Raw genomic sequence first — 16,380 nt, forward strand, 5'->3', positions numbered from 1 at the left:
ATGAAGCGATTTCATGCAAGTCTTTACCGATGAAGCCTAACGTTGTAAACTATAGGTATGGTTAATTAATTTTCCACAGATCCAAAAATCGTTTCAACCCGTGCTCGCACGTAGGATTTACCCCCCATCCAATCAAAGGAGGTATGTTCCATGTACGCATTAAAGGATAAGGAAATGATTTTTGTATTCACTGGCCCACACGGGGCTGGTCGTAAAACCGTTGCGGAAATGTCCGGCTCTACGCTCGGGATGAAACAAGTGATTTCGTACACCACACGACCTCCGAAACCGACAGAGGAAGATGGTCAAGATTATCATTTCATCTCTCCCGCTCAATTTGTTCAAGCACAAGCTGGCGGCGAATTTATTGAGGTTAGCACCGTTAATGACCATCTATATGGAATCAAGAGCGCAGATATTGAGCTCATGTTCCAGCAAAGCGGCAGCATCTACTTGATCTTAAATCGCTTCGGCGCCGAGACGCTCAAAAAGCTGTATGGCGACCACGTTGTCCAGATCTTCATTTATGCCCAGAGGGACACACTTGAAGAACGGATGAAGGAAAGCGGCGATTCGGAAGAAATCGCGTCCAAATACTTGTCTGATTACGAAAATGAATTAGCCTACCGTGACCAATGTGATCATGTTTTTGAAAATGTGGACTTGGCTCATACGGTATTTGATCTTACCAAAACATTGGATCACTATTTAAATCGGAACCTAGTTGACCTAGACTAGAGATCGAAGGGTATGATCCACTTAGACTTAAATGAAAAACTAGGGCACTAGCTGCCGATAAAAGGCCTGGACGCTTCCCGTCCGGGCCTTTTTCTCAATGAACGGCGAAGTCGTACTTCGTCCGTTCCTACTAAGGAGTTGAACGTTATGAAAATCATTTCCATCGAGCCTACACCTAGCCCGAATTCGATGAAGCTTAACATGGATGAGTCCTTACCGGCCAGTGTGCGAGAAACGTATACGAAAAAAAATCTTGGCGACGCGCCTCTAGAAGTACAAAAATTACTCGCTGTGTCCGGCGTTATCAGCGTGTTTCACGCAGCCGACTTCATCGCGGTAGACCGCAGCTCAAAAGGTGACTGGCAGTTCATTCTCGCGCAGGCGCGCGAGATTTACGGCGAAGCCCCGGGCGCGGCTAGCGCTGGATTGCCAACCGAGCAACCCGCGGCAGAAGCCGCGTTTGGCGAAGCGCAGGTGCTCGTGCAGATGTTTCGCGGCATTCCGCTCCAGGTGAGGGTGCGCGCAGGCGCTGAAGAAGCGCGCGTCGCCATGCCGGAGCGCTTCACACAGGCCGCGGTGCGTGCAGGTACGGCTTCGCCGAACCTGATCAAAGAGCGGAAGCTCGAGGAGCTCGGCGTCCGCTACGGCGAGCTGGGGGACATCGCGGGCGAAGTCGTCCAGGAACTGGACGCTTCTTACGACGATGCCCGCATCGAAGAGCTGGTCTCCAGCGCGATGCAGGAGACGACAGATGCCCCTGTGGAGGAGGCCACCGCCACAGGGGACCTTGCCGCAGCCGCGGAGCAGCTGCGACAAAGCGACTGGAAGCTGCGATACGCCGCGCTTCAGAAGATCCAGCCGTCGCTGGAAACGCTGCCCCTTCTCGTCCATGCGCTGCAGGACGAGAACACGTCGCTTCGGCGACTGGCTACAGTGTACCTCGGGGACATCAAGGAACCCGAGGTACTGCCCTATCTGTATCGTGCCCTTGAGGACGATACACCATCTGTGCGTCGGACGGCTGGCGATACGCTGTCCGACCTCGGGGATCCTGCCGCCATGCCGGCCATGGCCAAGGCGCTCAAGGACCGCAACAAGCTCGTCCGCTGGCGAGCGGCGCGGTTCCTCTACGAAGTCGGTGACCACACCGTGCTCAATGATTTGAAGCAAGCGGCAGACGACCCCGAATTCGAGGTGCGGATGCAGGTCAAGATTGCTCTTGAACGGATCGAAGGCGGCCACGCCGCTGAGGGCTCTGTTTGGCAGCAGATGACGCGCAGAAACGACTGATCCTATGGCAAAAAGCACGAATGCCTCCTACAAGTGTAGGTGCGCATTCGTGCTTTCTTTTTAGACTAGCGTTACTTCGTAAACTGCTCGAGATACACGATTCTCTCCACGATCGTTGGATGAGAGCCGCGGAACCATTGCACCAGCTTAGGCTGGGTAACGGGGCTGAGATTTTCCAGCGCGATTTGCTGAAAAGCGCGAATCGCCGCCTGCCCATCTCCCGTCATTTGCATCGCATAGACATCTGCTCGGTGCTCGATCACCCTGGAGAAAGCGTTTTGCGCTGGTGCCGAGACGAAGCTCATGAGCGAAACGAGCAGCAACAGAATCGGTAATGCGGCTAAATCCCGCTCCCCGCGCATTCCCCACAGTGACCCCCAACGCTGCAAAATCAAACGGTACGCATGAAAGGCCAGCCAAAAGCCGACGAAACTAATGGCTACACCATAGGCGATTCCCCAATAGATATGGCGTTCAACGTAATGCCCCATCTCATGTGCCATCACAGTCAAGATCTCGTCCGGCTGCAGTTTGTTCAATATCGTATCCCACAGCACAATGCGCGCATTCCCACCAATGCCATTCACATAGGCGTTAATCGCATTCGTCCTCTCTGACATGTTGACTTCGTAAACTTGATCCGTCGGAATGTGTGATTTGGCCGCAAGTTCAAGAATTTGCGCTTTCAGCTCCTGATTTTGAAGTGGCTGAAAATCATTGTACAACGGGTCTAACACGACAGGCTGAATAAAGGTTACAAATAAGATCAAGGGGATCGAAATTGACCATAGCCATACCCACCACCGCTTAGGGCTCCACTTACTGATCCATCTAAAAATCCCTACCATTAAGACCGTACCCACGATATCAATGAGGAACGTTTTTGCAAAATCTTTAAGAAAAACGATAGGCGTCTCATTTGAGATGCCGTAGGCTTGATCGATTTTAAACAAAAAGACATCAATCGGAAGAAATAGCACGTCCATAACGAGCATAAATAGAACCACAAAAAGAAGCATTTGCAGGAAAGAAGCTCGGAATACTTTCTCCGCGAGTTGACGGAAGCTCACGGCGATGCCGAATAAGGCTACTGTCACCCCCATTTGCAAGGGAGCGCTTAAGAAGAAGGTTAAAGAATGAATCCGAGAAAGTGTCTCCGCTTTGGCAATCTCTGCATGGGTCATAAACATATTCGGATCAGCTGCGGTTCCCACTAGCGTCGCAGGAATTTGAAATATATCGCCTTTTAAAAAATAGGCCAACACAACCGCTGTGTAACAAACAAAAACAGCTGCACACCACATATAAAAACGTCTCATTTCATGCCTCCACGTTAGGTCCTCATATTTTCACCGATTAAGTTCTTAGACATGCTTGTTTACCTAGTCTATGCGAGCAGAGGAGCGTGGTATGTGTCTATGGGCATATTTCGGATGCGATGTATTGCTTTCTCTGGCAAGCCATGATGTAATAAAAACATCGACAGGAACGGACGTGCGATATGAAAAAATGGCTCACACTTCTTACGCTGACAGTAGTCAGCTTTACGATGATTCTACTCTTTCAAGGGAACCTAGAAACTAACTCCACGAATAGACCTGTCGCTTCGCCGACGCCTTCTTTCCTTTTAACTAGTCCCGTATCTACTTCTACTGCCCCACCTGCTATTTCGGTTACTCCCACGGCAAACAATGCTTCTTTTGAAGCAGCAATAGTGGAAACGCTATCCATATCTAGTACAACGTCATCTGAAACTGCAGCCACTACGCCAACCGAGCATCATTTTAAAATCCATACAGTTCCCGCCCTCTCCCAGCTGCCTGAGCTGCCAAATGGATGTGAGGCTGTCGCAGCGACGATGCTGCTGAATTGGGCTGGACTGCCGATAAGCAAAGAAGAAGTAGCTCACGCCCTGCCAACCGGGGACATGCCCTACGAGAATGAATACGGAGCCTTCGTTGGCGCGAATCCCAAAGATGTGTTCGTTGGCGATCCGTTTGATGTCGGCTACGGGATTTATCATACCCCCATCGCGAAGCTGTTGAATCAGTGGTTGCCAGGTCACATCCGCGATCTGACAGGAACGTCCTTTGACGATTTGCTTGGCGTCATCGCAGAAGGCAGCCCTGCCATGATTTGAGCAACGGAGCATATGGATACCCCTTATCTAGATTTGGAATGGGAGGACGAGACCGGGGAGCTGGTTCCGTGGTATCAGCCTGAGCATGCCCTTTTGCTCATCGGGTGGGACGACGATTACGCCTATATGAACGACCCCATGACAGGTAAGCAAGAGTCTTACCCATTGGATGCTTTTAAAGAGGCTTGGGAGCTCATGGGGTCTCAGGCTATCACGATTATCGGATAGTGGCTAATGAGCTTGTGGAATTTCAAAAATGCAAAAGAGCACTTTTCGATCAGGTTTCCCTTCCGTAATTGAACATTGATGCAAATAGGCATCAATTTAGAGCGATTTGAGGAAATTCTTTTGAAATTCGTTAAAAAAGTTGCCTATTTGCACGCATTTTCCAATTTCGACGCTAAATTAGTAGAAAAGGTTGTATTTTTGCATTTTTGAGAAAAGCGGAAGAGAGAGAGTATGTGAAGTATGAAGTAGCTGTACCAAAAAAACATGAACAACCTATAGGTTGTCCATGTTTCGCTTACAAAGGATCCAACTGAACCGCAGCTTGCTTGCCGCTTAGTTGGATGCCTGTGTGCTTTTTGCCGTGGGAGCCCAGCTCCTTCACTAGCGTTTCAAGCAGTTCCTTCGCTTTCGCGCCTTCCTTGCCAGAGATCTTCACGACTAGCAGGACAGCGTCCCCGCCCTTCAGAATGCGCTCCGCCTGCTGGCGCTTCGTCTCGAGATCGTGATCTTCGATGTTCGCCGTCAAGCGAAGCTCTTTGACTTTCGGGCCTTGCTCTTGCTTCCGTGCCTGCTGCTTTTCCTGCAAGGCCTCCTGCTTGGCTGCGCCCGCTCCGATCAGCTTGCAAGGCGGCGGACTGCTCATGAGCGAGGTGCAGACGAGGTCGACTTTTAGCTTTTTAGCTAGCGCCAGCGCTTCTTTCGTCGACATCACACCGAGGTCCTCACCCTGCAGTCCTGTGAGATGAACTTCGGACGCTTTTATTTTCTCATTCTTAATTATCATTGTGAATACACCTAATCTTTCGCTATAATGAACCCATCCACCGGTAAGTCGATTGAGGTTGGTTGTATTTTTCCGTGTGCTGTATAGAGGTTGTATAAGGAGATGTCTGTTACCCGATGAATAATAAACAATTAGAAGAACAAATGATCGAAAATTACAAGCGTGAAGAGCATATGATGATTTTGGTGTTTGCTCAATGGTGTATTAACCATGATCTAGACCCCGCAGCACTATATCATAGTGCCTATCCAGACCAACCGAATAACGAGGCCTTACAGAAAGCGCTAGAATTAACGGTACCTAAAGAGGAAGCCGGCGAGGTGCCGGATGACACGTTGCTTGGCGTGCTTTCGCTCTTTGGCAATGAAGAGCTTGCGTTCATTGTAACGCAGGAAATCGATAAACGACCGAAGCGCCATCGCTAAGCGATCGAATATCCTTCCAAGCAGCGCTCCCCTTACCTATATCACGTAACTGTGCTGATGGCTGAGTTCAAAAGCTTCCGCCAACAACTCCACCGTCCGCAGTCTCGTTTCGACTTGGTGGCCGCCGGCGACGATCATGACTTCGTCAACCCCATAGCTTTCGGCAAGTCGACGCAGCTGATCTCTGACTTCGCCGGGATTTCCCACGATCATCCGAGAGCGGTTATCCCGCACGCGCGTCTGATCCCAATCGGAATACACGTATTCCGCTGCTTCCTTCGGCGATTTCACTCCGGTGAACTCGCCTTTTTCCATTTGCAGAATACGCAAATCGATCGAGGCCGCAAGCTCCTCCGCCTCCGCTGACGTTTCGGCGCACAGCACATAAATACAGACCGTCGCCTGCGGCACGACATTGAGCGCCGACGGCTGGAACGAGCTGCGGTAGCTGCGCACCGCATGCTGGCCTCCCGCGCCGTTGATGAAGTGCGCGAAGCAGAAGGCTGCGCCTGCCTGCGACGCATACACCCCGCTCTGCCCGGTGGAGCCGAGCAGCCACACCTGGGGCATCGAGGCCACCAATGGGGTGGCGCGGATGCCCTCGAACACGTGCCCTGGTTCCACCGAGTCGGTGAGGAACCGCAGCAGATCCGTGACTTGCGCCGGGAACCGCTCCAGTCCCTCGAACAGATCGGCGCTGACGCCACGCAGCGCCTTGGCCGTATGCGGCGTGCCGCCGGGCGCACGCCCGATGCCTAGATCGATGCGCCCGGGATACAGCGCCTCGAGCATGCGGAAATTTTCAGCGACCTTGTAGGAGCTGTAATGGGGCAGCAGCACGCCGCCGGAGCCAAGCCGAATACGGCTTGTGCGAGCAGCCAGCGTGGATAATAATACCTCTGGCGAGGAACCGGCAAGCCCTGCTGAGTTATGATGCTCCGACACCCAGAATCGGGTGTAGCCGAGACGGTCAGCGAGCTGCGCGAGCGCAATCGTTTGTTGTAATGCCTCACTATGGGTAAATCCGGATGATACCGGTGACTGATCAAGAATACTTAGCTTCAGCATAATCATCCCTTCTTTCTATGGTGTCTGCAGATGATACTGATGATAATTATACAACGCCCAGCCCGCAAAAGAAAAAAGGACAAACCAAAGTGGCGTTGTCCTGAGTTTCATACGGGTGGCGAGTTGTTATCGTGGTAGTCATGTTATGCGCTTATTTTTTTCCAATACAAATCGAATGCACCATAAGTCGCTGCCATAATAGTCAGAAGTAATGGCATTCTCTGGCAAGGTAAAATTACGATCTCCGACTAATTGCAGCCCCGCATCATCAATCAAACTTAAAAATTGCTCAATATGAACGTCTGGATAATCAACGGTAATAATCATTTTCCCCTGATCTTTGAGAACTCGCTTAAATTCTTTAAGGGCACGAAACTGCACCTCTGTATCGACATGCTCCATAACGGAAATACAGAATGCCACATCGAACATACCGTCTTCATATGGCAATTTGGAAATGTCAGCAATCGAGAAAGTAGGCATACTTAGAGCAGAATGGTTAATTTGATCTATATGCTCTTTCCCAATATAATATTCCAGCTCTTTCATAATTTCGTTGTGGTCTAAAATACGTTCATCCATGTCGCAAGCGTACACTGCTTTACACTTATCTGTGAGGTAGTATTTAAATGGATGACCTAAGCCACATGCGGCATCGAGCACAATGTCATCTTTTCCAACAAATTGGGAAGCCCAAATGTATTCATAATGTCTGCTCCACCAGTGATCAGGCAAACGATAAAAGATGTCTTGATTCTTCGTATCCTCATAAGTAAAAAAGCGTGATGTGTAGGCATCCATATCTTTTCCCCATTCCTATTGTCATCGAAAACATTGGGAATTCATTCCAACTCAGATGTGTATTCTCCATAAATGTCTACTTTCCTTCTTAAAAAGACATCTCCTATGTACACACCAAGGATGTATATTTACTGGGAAATTCGATGGCTATTACGATTCAAATGGTTAACCGTATTTCGGCTATCTTTGCGCTGTCTAATCGTCCGAACCGCATGCACACAACCGATAAGCACAATAGCTCCGACCGAGTAGCCCGCCAGCACGTCACTTGGGTAATGAACTCCGAGGTAAATACGACTAAGTCCAATACAGATAATAACGAAAGCAGCTAACGTTGGTATCCACCACGCTGCTCGCCACGTTTGACGCACATTCACCCATAACAAATAAGCAAGCAGCCCATAGAAAAGAATGGAAACCATGGCATGTCCGCTCGGGAAGCTAAATCCATCGACCTCGACTAACCATGTATCTGCGGATGGACGGTCGCGCTCTATAAGCTTTTTAAGTACTGTGTTCAAAAGCCAAGCGCCAAGCACACCGATGAAAAAAACAAGTGTTTCCCACTTATGCTTGAATTTAAAGATGAGAACTGCTCCAATCAGAAAAAAGAGAATAAATTCCGTCTCCCCACTTCCCATGAAGGCGAATACTTTCGCAACAGCCGTCCATAGATCACCTCTCTGCGCTTGGATGTACTCGCTTACATGTTGATCGAAGGCTTGCAGCCATTTCCCCGTAAAGCTCTGCGACAACACAATAAAAATAAGGAGCAGAGCACCTGCTCCCCCAAAACTCCATGCCAAATCCCTTGCAACAACGTTCCCCTTCATCTTTTCCATGCCTCCCACGGCTTCTACTTTTACGCTGCTTGGCGCACTTTGCGGTCTTGTCTTTTCTTTATCATCAGTGGAACGATAGCAAAAACAGCATACATCGCTACGGCGCCGAGAAACTTCCATGACCATATATCATTTAAGGAAGCGCCAAATACGTTGTACACAATGGCTCCAGGAATAATCCCGATAAACGTAGCCCACGTATAGTCCCAGAAGCGGATTTTCGATAAGCCAGCCCCATAACTGATCCCATCAAAAGGAAAGAAAGGCATAAGCCGCATATAGAGCACGACCATGAAGCCTTTTTCCTCTGCTTTTTGATCGAACGATAACAGCTTTGGACTTCGTAAAATGCGTTGAAAGCTGCCGCGGCCCCATCTTCTTGTTATGTAGAATGACAGTAATGCACCTGCACCCGCACCGATAATATCGTAAACCGTCCCCCAAAATGCACCAAATACATACCCCCCATAGAGGGTCAAAGGTGTTGCCGGAAACAAGACTAACGGCCTGAGTGTATACGCCAGGATATACAGCAGTCCGCCTAGCGGGCCTAAATCACGCAGCCATCTCGTGACCCAATTCAGATCCACGTGCTTCCAAACACCTGTCCATTTCAATATCAACAACCCCAGAATGGCAACAACAAACCAACTAATTAGCAACCAAAGCGGCTTTGAACGCGCCATGGCTCGCCTCCTTCATACCCCTAATTCCATTCCCAATTGTTGCAGACGGATCTTTCCCTCCATCTTACACAAATATATTACTCGATATCAACTTCGCGAGAGACTTGGGTATTCCACGGGAATCCCCTAATCAATCGAAGTAAAGTTCCTAAACAAATAAATAAAAAATGCTACATATAAAGCGCCAACGAATAGATTTGATACTAAGGCCCATTTCGCATGCTTGTTTTTATAATGACTAGCACTTAACACGATACCTACCACGAGAAAAACCAGGACTAGAAACATCGAAAAGAAGAAGCTAATACAGGATAACGCTGCTGCTCCAAATGCCAGTTTTATTCGTAAACTCATGAAAAGCACCTCCCCTTCGCGCTTGGCTAAACGTCACTTCATTTTGATTGACACAACAAAAGGTGTGAACTTACACTATAGGAATAATTTAGGTCATTCCTTTCGATGGCGTCAAGCCCCGCAAACGTTGTTAAATCCAACAAGTTGGGAGATGCGCACATGAAGAAGATTGTCGTTTTGCTGCTATTAATTGCGTTATGCCTCTGGCAGTATGCGAGTACCTTTGTCGCTGGAGAAGATCCCTTCCTACGATCGGATTACAGTAAGCTTCGACCCGTGAAGATTGAGCGCGTCATTCCAAGCAAAGAAGTCCAGCAGCTTCAAGAGATTGTACAGGAAGCCCGCGAGAACGGGCTCAAAATTTCCATTGCTGGCCAGCGGCACAGTCAAGGCGGTCACACCTATTACAAGGACGCTATTGTGCTGGATATGACGCCGTTTAACAAGGTTCTGGCCTTTGATGAAAAGGCAAGGACGATTACCGTTCAGTCCGGGGCCACTTGGGCCGATGTGCAAAAGTACATTAACCCGTACGGGCTTGCGGTGAAGACGATGCAGTCGCAAAACATTTTTACCATCGGAGGCTCGATCTCGGTTAATGCACACGGCCGTGACATTCGCAACGGCTCTCTCATCAGTTCCGTCGAATCCTTCCGACTTTTAGGCGCTGAAGGCCAAACACGGAATGTTTCACGCGCTGAAAACGCGGAGCTATTCCCACTAGCCCTAGGTGGCTATGGCTTATTCGGTGTCATTTTAGATGTCACCTTGTCGCTAACAGAGGATGAAGTGTACGCGATGACGACTGACACGATGACAACAGAAACGTATACGGATTATTTTCTTAACCAGGTTAAAAAAAATCCCGATATCCACATGCATCTCGCACGGATTTCGATCGCGCCGGATTCCTTCCTAACCGAAATGTATGCTTCGAATTACACTTCACGGCCTGATCTCCCCATCACTGATTACAATAAATTAAAGGAAAAAGACAGCTTTGTCCTGCCTTTGAAGCTATTATTTGGTCTCAATCGCTCCTTCGATTGGGCGAAAAATGCGTTCTGGGACTTACAGCAATATTTCCTCGTCGGAAGGAGTTCGCTGCTATCTCGTAACAATGCGATGCGCTCTGAATCTGACTTCATGGACTATAGTTCAGCTACCAAAAATGATCTCCTACAAGAATATTTCATTCCCGTGGAACATTTTGCGGCGTTTGTTAACAACATGAAACCCATCCTGCAAGAGGAACAGTTAAACCTATTAAATATTACCGTTCGTTACGTTAATCATGATGAGGAAGCAGCACTGTCGTATGCCAAAAGTGACATGTTCGCCCTCGTGTGTCTGTTCAACACCCCGCTGAGTGAAGCGGCGCAAGCTCGTATGACGAAAGGCATTCAGCGGATCATCGATCAATTAATTCCTTTGGGTGGCTCCTATTATTTGCCCTATGCTCCCTTCCCATCAGCCCTGCAGTTCCAGACGATTTATCCTAAAGCGGAAGCCTTCTTCCAAGCCAAAGACAAATGGGACCCGCAGCATGTTTTTATGAATCAATTTTATGACGATTATAGGGGGCGTTAAGTTGAATGTTCGACTGCTCATTAGAGCTCAAAGCTTAGCGACATTGGCGGCAGGGATGATTTATCCGTATTATTTATTGTTTTTGAAAAATCTCGGCAGTACGTACTCGGCATACGGCCTCGCTTTTGCTGTATTCACCATCAGCTCTGCAGCATCCGCCCTATGGCTGGGTAAGCTCGTAGATCACGGCTCAATCAAGCTAATGGCCGTTAGTTCATTCGGCATGATGGCAGCGATGCTCGTCTTCCCTTGGATTCCTTCATACGTCTTCGTCCTGCTCATCCAAGCTTTCATGGGTGTATGCAACGCTATGCAGAAGATGAGCGAGCGCGGATTACTCGCGGATGGAACCACGACTGGACAACGTGGCGATACGCTCGGTAATTATCACTTCTGGACATCGGTATCCTCCGGATTTGCCGTACTTCTCGGCGGTTATATCATTGATTGGCTGACGATCGATGTGTTGTTTTACATGAGTGCGGGACTTTATGGCTGGAGTGCGTGGATGACGCTTCGAATGCGTAATCGCACAGCCGAGAAACATACACTTTCATAGCTACTGAAAGAACCTTCATGACCGCTGCCTTGCGGTTTTGAAGGTTTTCCCTTTGTTCACAGTTGCCAAGTAATTCTTATGGATTGTGATCTTGCAATTTAGTATAATAACCGTTGGGCAATTATCTTTGTAGAAAAATGTTTGATTTTGTCGAATTGAAAAACAATTCCTTTGACTATATCCGACTTTTTTAGTAGGATATAAACACAGTCATCGGTTACATAAATTCATATTAGATATAGAGGAGAGAAACACATCATGAAAAAAGCGATATTTTCAGTTCTTGCCGCAACTGTTTTACTAACAGGCTGTGGGGCAGCAAAGACAGACACAGCTTCACCTGCAGCATCCGGCGCGCCAGCAGCGGCAGCCAAATCAGATAAGAAGATTATTCTGATTACGCCAGAGAAAATCGGTGTGAACCCGTTCTTCTCACAAATGGATGAAGGCGTAAAGAAAGCTAGCAAAGAATTTGGTGTGACAGTTAAAACCGTAGAATCCGCTGATGCGAGCGCGATTGAGCAAAACTTGCGCGCTGCAGTTGCTGATAACTATGATTTGATCATCACAAGCTCTTTCACAGCGGAAGATGCGCTTAAGAAAGTAGCTACTGAAAACCCTAAAAAATCCTTTGCGATCATTGACACTGTCGTTGATCTTCCGAATGTTCGCAGCGTTGTATTCCGCGAGCACGAAGCAGCTTACTTGCTTGGAGCAGCAGCTGGTCTAGCTACAAAGAAAAACGTTGTAGGTATGGTTGCAGCCGTAGACATCCCACTTATTAAGAAATATACAGTTGGCTTCCAAGAAGGTTTGAAATCCACAAATCCAAATGCTAAATTTATCGTTAACTATGTAGGAAGCTTCACAGATCCAGCTAAAGCGAAAGAATTGGCGTTGACTCAATTCTCTCAAGGCGCAGACTTCATCGCAGGCGCATCAGCTGTAGGTGATCTTGGTGTGTTTGAAGCAGCGAAAGAAAAAGGCTTCTTCACTTCCGGACAAGATATTGACCGCACGGTAACAGATCCAGAGCATATCGTCCTTTCCCAATTGAAAGGTACAGATGCAGTTGCTTATCAAACAGTAAAAGATTTCGTAAACGGCACGTTTAAATTCGGTGCTGTTGACTACGGCTTAAAAGAAGATGGCGTTGGTCTTACATTCGTAACGAGAGAAACAAAATCAGCACTTAGCCCATTTGTTGGACAAGCTGTTGTAACGAAGGTAAAAGCTATACGTGATGATATCGTTTCTGGTAAAGTAAAAGTAGAAAATCCAGTAAAATAATCATCAGTATGTTAATCACATAGGTTTGACTTGGAGACTGTTTACGGCGACGTAAGCAGTTTCCTCATGTCTAGGTAGAGGAGCGAAAAACCGTTATGCTGCTTCAAATGCGTCAAATAACAAAAACATATGGCAATTTAACAGCGAATTCAAACGTTGATTTCTCGCTGCGTCAAGGTGAAATTCATGCATTAGTTGGGGAAAATGGCGCTGGCAAAACGACCATGATGCGCATCTTGTACGGCATGGAGCAGCCTACGGCTGGCAGCATTCTTCTGAATGGCAAAGAAGTTGTTTTTACCAATCCCACGGATGCTATTCGTCATGGCATCGGTATGGTTCACCAGCATTTCATGCTCTTCCCTTCGTTTACCGTGGCTGAAAATATCGTAATCGGCAATGAGCCCAAAGCTGGGCTTGCCTTTGACCGTAAAAAAGCCATCTCACAGGTTGATGAGCTATGCGCCAAATATCGCTTGCCGATTGATCCGCGCAAGAAGGTGGCCGACTGCCCGCTCGGTTTGCAGCAGCGCGTTGAGATCCTGAAAGTGTTATACCAAGGGGCCGACATCATTATTTTGGACGAGCCCACTGGGGTGCTCACGCCGCTGGAGGCCAAAGAGCTGCTCGTCATTATGAGGAGCCTGGCTAATCAGGGCAAGAGCTTCATCATCATCACGCACAAGCTGCACGAAGTGATGGAGGTTGCAGATCGGGTTACCGTGCTACGGGACGGGAAGGTTACGGGAACCGTTGACGCTAGTGCTACGAACATTGAAGAACTATCCAAGTTAATGGTTGGACGAGATTTGAAACAGCTGAAGAAACGAGCACTGACCACAGGCCAAACTGTTCTTCAGGTTCAGGACGTTTCCATCCACGGAGATAAAGGCAAGCCTGTGCTCGATCGTGTTAATTTGCAAGTAAAAGCCGGAGAAATCGTTGGTATTGCTGGTATTTCAGGAAATGGCCAATCAGAATTGATTCAAGCAATTTCAGGTCTCCAACCGATTGATCAAGGAGAAATTCAATTATTAGGCACGCCTGTTCAAGGACGCTCCGTTCGCGAAATCAGAGACATCGGTCTGTCTCACGTACCGGAGGATCGCTACCAATGGGGTGCGGCCAAAGAAGGCACTGTGTTAGATAATGGCACGATGGGTCATCATAAAACCAAAAGCCGCTCAGGCCTTTTAAAAGGAAAAGACCTCCGCGATATGGTTAGTGGCTTCATCCAGCAATTCCAGATTAAAGCGGGCTCTCAAGAGGCCAAAGTGAAGTTTCTGTCCGGCGGTAATTTACAAAAGCTCATTGTCGCTAGAGAGATTGCTCAGAAACAGCCTTTTCTAATCGCTGCCGAGCCTACTCGCGGTGTTGATATTGGGGCTATGGAATTGATTCATGAAGAGCTCCTTCGTAAACGAGATGAACAAGGTGCTATTCTTTTAGTATCCTCGGAATTAACCGAGATTCTTAAGCTGTCAGATCGCATTGTTGTCATGTACGAAGGACGCATTGTCGGCGAATTATCAGCCGAAGACGCAACAGAGGAGCAAATTAGCTTATGGATGGCAGGAGGAAATTCAGATGCTTAAAAGTCGACTCAATCTAAGCGCTTGGATTCAGCCCTTGCTTGCCGTAGTCATCGGTTTGCTCGGTGGTGCGATTGCCATTACGCTGATTGGCGGGTCCGTCATTGAAACGTACACTGAGATGTGGAAAGGTGCCTTCGGCAACTTTTTCTACTTCACAAATACCCTAACGCGAGCGACTCCACTTATTCTTGTTGGGTTGGGCGTATCGATTGCCTTTCGTGCTGGATTTTTCAACATGGGGTCGGAAGGCCAAATGATTCTTGGCGCCCTATCCAGTGCCATGGTTGCGCTATACCTGCCTGGGCCTCCGCTATTTAAATTGCTAGCTGCCATTCTTGGCGGAATTCTGGCAGGCGGAATTTGGTCAGCGTTCGCTGGCTGGCTCGATGCGAAATTCCGCATGAATTTGATCATTACAACGTTGTTGCTTAATTATATAGCGGCTTTATTCGCAGGTTATGTGGTTGCCTATCCGTTCAAAGACAAATCGGGTTCAGCAGCACTCGCTCAAACGATGATGATTGATAAGGGCGTTTGGCTTCCTAAGCTATTCCAAGGAATGAGCGTCCATGCTGGCTTTATCATCGCCATTGCGCTAGCCGTTCTCCTGTTCTTGTTCATTAAATATACCGTTGCCGGTTATGAAATTCGGATGCTGGGCTATAATCCGTTATTTGCCGCTTATGGCGGGGTAAATAGACGAAAAGTGATGCTAACGAGTATGTTCGCGAGCGGCGGCTTTGCCGGACTTGCTGGAGCCATCGAGGTGCTCGGTATGCAGTATCGTTATACGGATGGCATGATCTCGAATCCTGGATATGCTTGGTCAGGCATCATGGCGACTCTGCTTTCGGGGGCCCATCCTCTAGGTACGGCTATCGCCTCTCTTCTCCTTGCTGCTTTGCAAACCGGAGGCATGGGTGTTGAACGCAATACAGACATTCCACTGCAAATATCCAGTGTTATTCAATCATTGCTCATTCTCTTTGTAACTGCTAAATTCAGCTTTACCCTATGGAAACGTCGGAAAGGAGGCAAGAGCGATGGAGCATCTTCTTGATGTGTCTTTATTTAACTCCATGCTTCGCATGGTCGCTCCCATTCTTCTTGCAGCACTCGGCGGGGCGATCTGTTCGCGGGTCGGATTGTTTAATGTTGGTTTGGAAGGGTTCGTCTTGGTCGGCGCCTTCTCGGCAATTGTTGGCAACTACTACACAGGCAACGTATTCCTTGCCGTGATCATAGCCATTGCCGTAACCATGCTGTTTTCATTGATTTTTGCTTATATGAGTATCCATTTACAAGCAAATGTGATCGTCGTCGGTATTTCGTTTAACTTTCTAGCGCTCGGCTTAACAGCGTTTTGTTTGAAAGCCATTTTTAATGTCAAAGGCGCTTACTATGATAAAAATATGATCGGACTTCCGAAGTGGGACATCCCCTTCATTCAAGATATCCCTGTCATTGGCGGGATTGTGTCCGGGCATTCACCGCTCGTTTATCTAGCTTTTGTGCTTGTATTCGCACTTCAATATTTACTCTTTAAATCCGTTATTGGCTTCCGCATGATCGCTGTCGGGGAAAACCCTGTTGCGGCGAAAAGTATCGGAATCAAGGTCAATCGGATGCAATATTTGGCCGTGCTCATCTGCGGTGTCCTTTGCGGACTAGCAGGCGCGCAGCTTTCATTGGGTCAAGTGACCATGTTTACCGAAGGTATGACAGCAGGCCGCGGCTTCATCGCGCTCGTTGCAACCATGCTGGGACAAGCCAATCCGATTGGCGTCATGGCTTCCAGCTTGCTGTTTGGCTTAATGGATGCGTTCAGTATCCGCCTTCAAGGCTTCTCATTACCAACCCATTTCACACAAATGCTGCCTTATATCGTGACATTGCTGGCGATGCTGTTCTTCCGTAAAAGCAATTACATGGCGGATGCACAGAAAGCGAATGGCAGCTCGCGATAACAGAGATACGCATAAGCTTAGGA

16 protein-coding genes and 1 pseudogene are annotated in these 16,380 nt (G+C 48.2%); 10 read left to right on the forward strand and 7 right to left on the reverse strand.

What is annotated here, in order from left to right; translation table 11 throughout:
- Positions 1–150: 150 nt before the first annotated feature.
- Together AC58UX_RS12055 and AC58UX_RS12060 are read left to right on the forward strand one after the other, a co-directional pair.
- Positions 151–738: a guanylate kinase gene (locus AC58UX_RS12055; RefSeq protein WP_497252814.1), complete on the forward strand. Its 588-nt coding sequence runs from the start codon at positions 151–153 to the stop codon at positions 736–738.
- 147 nt (positions 739–885) lie between these two features.
- Positions 886–2,028, forward strand: coding sequence for a virulence factor (locus AC58UX_RS12060; RefSeq protein ID WP_497252816.1), 1,143 nt, complete (start codon positions 886–888; stop codon positions 2,026–2,028).
- A gap of 71 nt (positions 2,029–2,099) precedes the next feature.
- Here the strand turns inward: AC58UX_RS12060 and AC58UX_RS12065 are convergent, their stop codons facing one another.
- Positions 2,100–3,347, reverse strand: a complete 1,248-nt coding sequence (locus tag AC58UX_RS12065; protein WP_497252818.1) for a M48 family metallopeptidase — start codon at positions 3,345–3,347, stop codon at positions 2,100–2,102.
- A 230-nt stretch (positions 3,348–3,577) separates the two neighbouring features.
- Between AC58UX_RS12065 and AC58UX_RS12070 the strand changes: the two are divergent.
- Positions 3,578–4,396, forward strand: a pseudogene (locus AC58UX_RS12070) (C39 family peptidase).
- Positions 4,397–4,691: 295 nt separating this feature from the next.
- On the opposite strand, the gene infC reads toward AC58UX_RS12070, so the two are convergent.
- Complete coding sequence (gene infC, locus AC58UX_RS12075) at positions 4,692–5,180, reverse strand: translation initiation factor IF-3 (RefSeq protein ID WP_497252820.1); 489 nt, start codon at positions 5,178–5,180, stop codon at positions 4,692–4,694.
- A gap of 116 nt (positions 5,181–5,296) precedes the next feature.
- On the opposite strand from infC, the gene yxiS reads away from it, so the two are divergent.
- Complete coding sequence (yxiS, locus tag AC58UX_RS12080) at positions 5,297–5,605, forward strand: protein YxiS (RefSeq protein WP_497252822.1); 309 nt, start codon at positions 5,297–5,299, stop codon at positions 5,603–5,605.
- 36 nt (positions 5,606–5,641) lie between these two features.
- Here yxiS and AC58UX_RS12085 read toward each other — a convergent pair whose 3' ends face one another.
- From AC58UX_RS12085 to AC58UX_RS12105, 5 genes are all read right to left on the reverse strand, one after another.
- Positions 5,642–6,673, reverse strand: coding sequence for an LLM class flavin-dependent oxidoreductase (locus tag AC58UX_RS12085; RefSeq protein ID WP_497252824.1), 1,032 nt, complete (start codon positions 6,671–6,673; stop codon positions 5,642–5,644).
- A 138-nt stretch (positions 6,674–6,811) separates the two neighbouring features.
- Positions 6,812–7,474: a class I SAM-dependent methyltransferase gene (locus AC58UX_RS12090; protein ID WP_497252826.1), complete on the reverse strand. Its 663-nt coding sequence runs from the start codon at positions 7,472–7,474 to the stop codon at positions 6,812–6,814.
- Between the two features lie 128 nt (positions 7,475–7,602).
- Positions 7,603–8,307 (reverse strand): phosphatase PAP2 family protein, encoded by a 705-nt coding sequence (locus tag AC58UX_RS12095; protein ID WP_497252828.1) that lies wholly within the window; start codon positions 8,305–8,307, stop codon positions 7,603–7,605.
- A gap of 29 nt (positions 8,308–8,336) precedes the next feature.
- A complete protein-coding gene (locus AC58UX_RS12100) occupies positions 8,337–9,002 on the reverse strand; it encodes a TVP38/TMEM64 family protein (RefSeq protein WP_497252830.1) in 666 nt (221 codons plus the stop codon).
- Positions 9,003–9,128: 126 nt separating this feature from the next.
- On the reverse strand, positions 9,129–9,356 hold the full coding sequence (locus AC58UX_RS12105; protein ID WP_497252832.1) for a hypothetical protein: 228 nt from the start codon (positions 9,354–9,356) through the stop codon (positions 9,129–9,131).
- A 159-nt stretch (positions 9,357–9,515) separates the two neighbouring features.
- Between AC58UX_RS12105 and AC58UX_RS12110 the strand changes: the two genes are divergently transcribed.
- The 6 genes from AC58UX_RS12110 (at position 9,516) to AC58UX_RS12135 (ending at position 16,357) form a co-directional block, all read left to right on the forward strand.
- Positions 9,516–10,946: an FAD-binding oxidoreductase gene (locus tag AC58UX_RS12110; RefSeq protein WP_497252834.1), complete on the forward strand. Its 1,431-nt coding sequence runs from the start codon at positions 9,516–9,518 to the stop codon at positions 10,944–10,946.
- Between the two features lies 1 nt (position 10,947).
- Complete coding sequence (locus tag AC58UX_RS12115) at positions 10,948–11,505, forward strand: MFS transporter (protein ID WP_497252836.1); 558 nt, start codon at positions 10,948–10,950, stop codon at positions 11,503–11,505.
- A 258-nt stretch (positions 11,506–11,763) separates the two neighbouring features.
- A complete protein-coding gene (locus tag AC58UX_RS12120; RefSeq protein ID WP_497252838.1) occupies positions 11,764–12,795 on the forward strand; it encodes a BMP family lipoprotein in 1,032 nt (343 codons plus the stop codon).
- Positions 12,796–12,890: 95 nt separating this feature from the next.
- Complete coding sequence (locus tag AC58UX_RS12125; RefSeq protein ID WP_497252840.1) at positions 12,891–14,390, forward strand: ABC transporter ATP-binding protein; 1,500 nt, start codon at positions 12,891–12,893, stop codon at positions 14,388–14,390.
- Positions 14,383–15,450, forward strand: coding sequence for an ABC transporter permease (locus AC58UX_RS12130; protein WP_497252842.1), 1,068 nt, complete (start codon positions 14,383–14,385; stop codon positions 15,448–15,450). The genes AC58UX_RS12125 and AC58UX_RS12130 overlap by 8 nt, the downstream gene beginning before the upstream one ends.
- Positions 15,434–16,357, forward strand: coding sequence for an ABC transporter permease (locus AC58UX_RS12135; RefSeq protein ID WP_497252844.1), 924 nt, complete (start codon positions 15,434–15,436; stop codon positions 16,355–16,357). Before AC58UX_RS12130 ends, AC58UX_RS12135 begins: the two co-directional genes overlap by 17 nt.
- The last annotated feature ends 23 nt before the right edge of the window (positions 16,358–16,380 follow it).

Source organism: Paenibacillus sp. J22P90, assembly GCF_059692195.1.